This is a genomic window from Bacteroidota bacterium, assembly GCA_038746285.1.
Taxonomy (GTDB): Bacteria; Bacteroidota; Rhodothermia; order Rhodothermales; family JANQRZ01; genus JANQRZ01.
In genome coordinates this window covers 1-2,018 of sequence record JBCDKT010000116.1, presented here as the reverse complement: position 1 = coordinate 2,018, position 2,018 = coordinate 1, and the positions used below count along the sequence as shown (strand labels likewise).

Here is a 2,018-nt window from a genome sequence, read left to right as displayed (position 1 = left end):
GCGGGCCACGAGCGGCTGCGGAACTGACCGGCTGCGTCGCGCTGCATCGCCGAACCTCACGGTTCGCCTGGTGGGGTCGCTTCGCTCCCCGATGCTTTGCATTCACGCTCCTTGCCGGACCAGTTCCTCACTCGCTCTCGCCACACACGCTGAAAACCCGAACAGCTTCTCAGTCCTTCGACAAGCTATTCTTGATAGGCTCTCCATTTTGTCATCCCGGACCCCGATCCGGGATCTAGGGCGTGCCCGTAGATCCTGAAACAAGTTCAGGATGACAAGCCTGTCAGGGTGAACTTGTCGCTGCACTCAGAAGCTGTACGCGACGCGGAGGTAGGCGAAGCTGTTGCGGCGGTAGGTGGCGAACGAGAACGCCGGCTCGCGGAGCAGCCCCGCGAGGTCGGCCGTGTTCCCGCCCGGCCCGCCGAAGACCTGGAGCCCGAGCGTGGCGTTGAGCGCGTCGCGCACGGCGTAGGTCAGCTCGGGGTTGAGCCAGAAGTCCGCGCCGAGGTTGTAGAGTGCGAAGGCCTGCGCCGTGAGGGTCTCGCGCCGGAAGCGGCCGTTCCACAGCAGCGTCAGCGCCGGCTCGAAGCGGTCCTGCGCCACGCGCTCGTCCCAGTCGAAGACGACGGTGCCGAGGGCCTGCGCCCGGAACAACTGTGCTCCGAACGACCGCTCCAGCCCGAGCACGGCCTGGCCCAGCGGCCGGTCGAGCAGAAAGCCGCGCTCGACGGAGGCGCGGAACGCCGGGTCGAGCAGGTCGAGCGGAGTCTCGGGGAGGTCCTCCGGCGGCAGGTCGAGCAGGTCGAGGAGGTCGTCCGGCACGTCGAAGGCCTCGTCGAGGAGGTACGACGTGTGGAAGGCCGCCTCGCCGCGCACCACGAGCGGGTCGAGCGCGAGCGTCTCGAAGGTCAGCCCGAAAACCTGCCGCCGCTCGTAGGTCGGCGTGACCGCGAAGCGGGCGCTCGCAGGCAGGATTGACAGCTCCAGGCCCTTCCGAAAGGCCGGGATCCGGTTGAAGCCGTTGATCCACAGCAGGGCGAGGTCGGTGCGCGCTAGCCCGGTCCACGTCACGCGGAGCGCCGTCTCGGCCCCGCCAAGCGTGGAGTCCTGCGGGGACGGCTCGCTGAACGCGAACGGGATGCCGAGCACGTCATCGGGCAGCGGATTCCACGGCGAGCCGCGCGCCGGGAGGAGCGTCGTCGGCCGCCGAGGAATCGCAACGCCGGTCACGCGAAAGTCCCCGGCGTAGAGGGTCGCGCTCGCCGCCGTCACGCCGAGCCGGAGGTCGTCGAACGGCTGCGCCAGAAACTCCGTCAGGTCGAGCGGCGCGAGGAGGTCGGTGACGAACGTGCCGTCGGTCTTACCCCAGACGATGAGCTGCCGCCCGAGGCGGAGGTCGACGCGGTCGAAGTAGACGTCGAGGTACGCCTCGCGTAGGTCGCCCGCGAGCCGCTCGCCGAGGGCGTCGTAGTCGAGGCGCGGCCGCAGGACGATCCGCCCCCGGTCATAGTCGAACGCGAGGCGCAGGTCGGCCCGGTTGCGGGCGACGAGGACGTCCGGTGTTTCGGCCAGCCGCAGCCCGGCGTAGAGTTGGTACGACCCACCCAGGCGCAGGCGCTCGTCGAGTTGGGCGTAGGCCGGGACGGCCAAGGAAGCGACGAGCCAGAGTAGAAAAGCGCGTCGCACGGATCAGGAGTCCGCCCGGACCGTCTTCCGCACGAGGAACGGGAAGAGCAGGAACAGCACGCCCATCCCGAGGAAGAGGAAGTTGGCCTCGCCCGAGCGCGCCAGCCCGATGCCGAACGCGACGAGGAACAGCACGCCCGCAACCACCCCCATCACGCCGGCCATCTTCCGAATCGAGCTTGCCGACTGCGGCGTCAGGTCGGGGTCGTGGTGATCTTCCTGTTCTGGCATCATAGCGGCAGGGGTCGGGTGGGGAGAGTGGGGAGAGTGGGGAGAGTGGGGAGAGTGGGGAGAGTGGGGAGAGTGGGGAGAGTGGGGAGAGTGGGGAGAGT

The 2,018-nt window shown here is 68.9% G+C and carries 2 protein-coding genes; both read right to left on the bottom strand.

All coding sequences use genetic code 11. The features are described 5' to 3' along the window. Positions 1-306: 306 nt before the first annotated feature. Entirely contained in the window at positions 307-1,686 is a 1,380-nt protein-coding gene (locus tag AAGI91_17710; protein MEM1044450.1) for a DUF1302 family protein, read from the bottom strand. Positions 1,687-1,689: 3 nt separating this feature from the next. Further along, complete coding sequence (locus AAGI91_17705) at positions 1,690-1,920, bottom strand: hypothetical protein (protein MEM1044449.1); 231 nt, start codon at positions 1,918-1,920, stop codon at positions 1,690-1,692. Positions 1,921-2,018: the final 98 nt, after the last annotated feature.

Bases quoted from the DNA above. Each gene is read 5' to 3' on its own strand.
- AAGI91_17705 (MEM1044449.1), bottom strand. From the start codon at position 1,920: ATGATGCCAGAACAGGAAGATCACCACGACCCCGACCTGACGCCGCAG.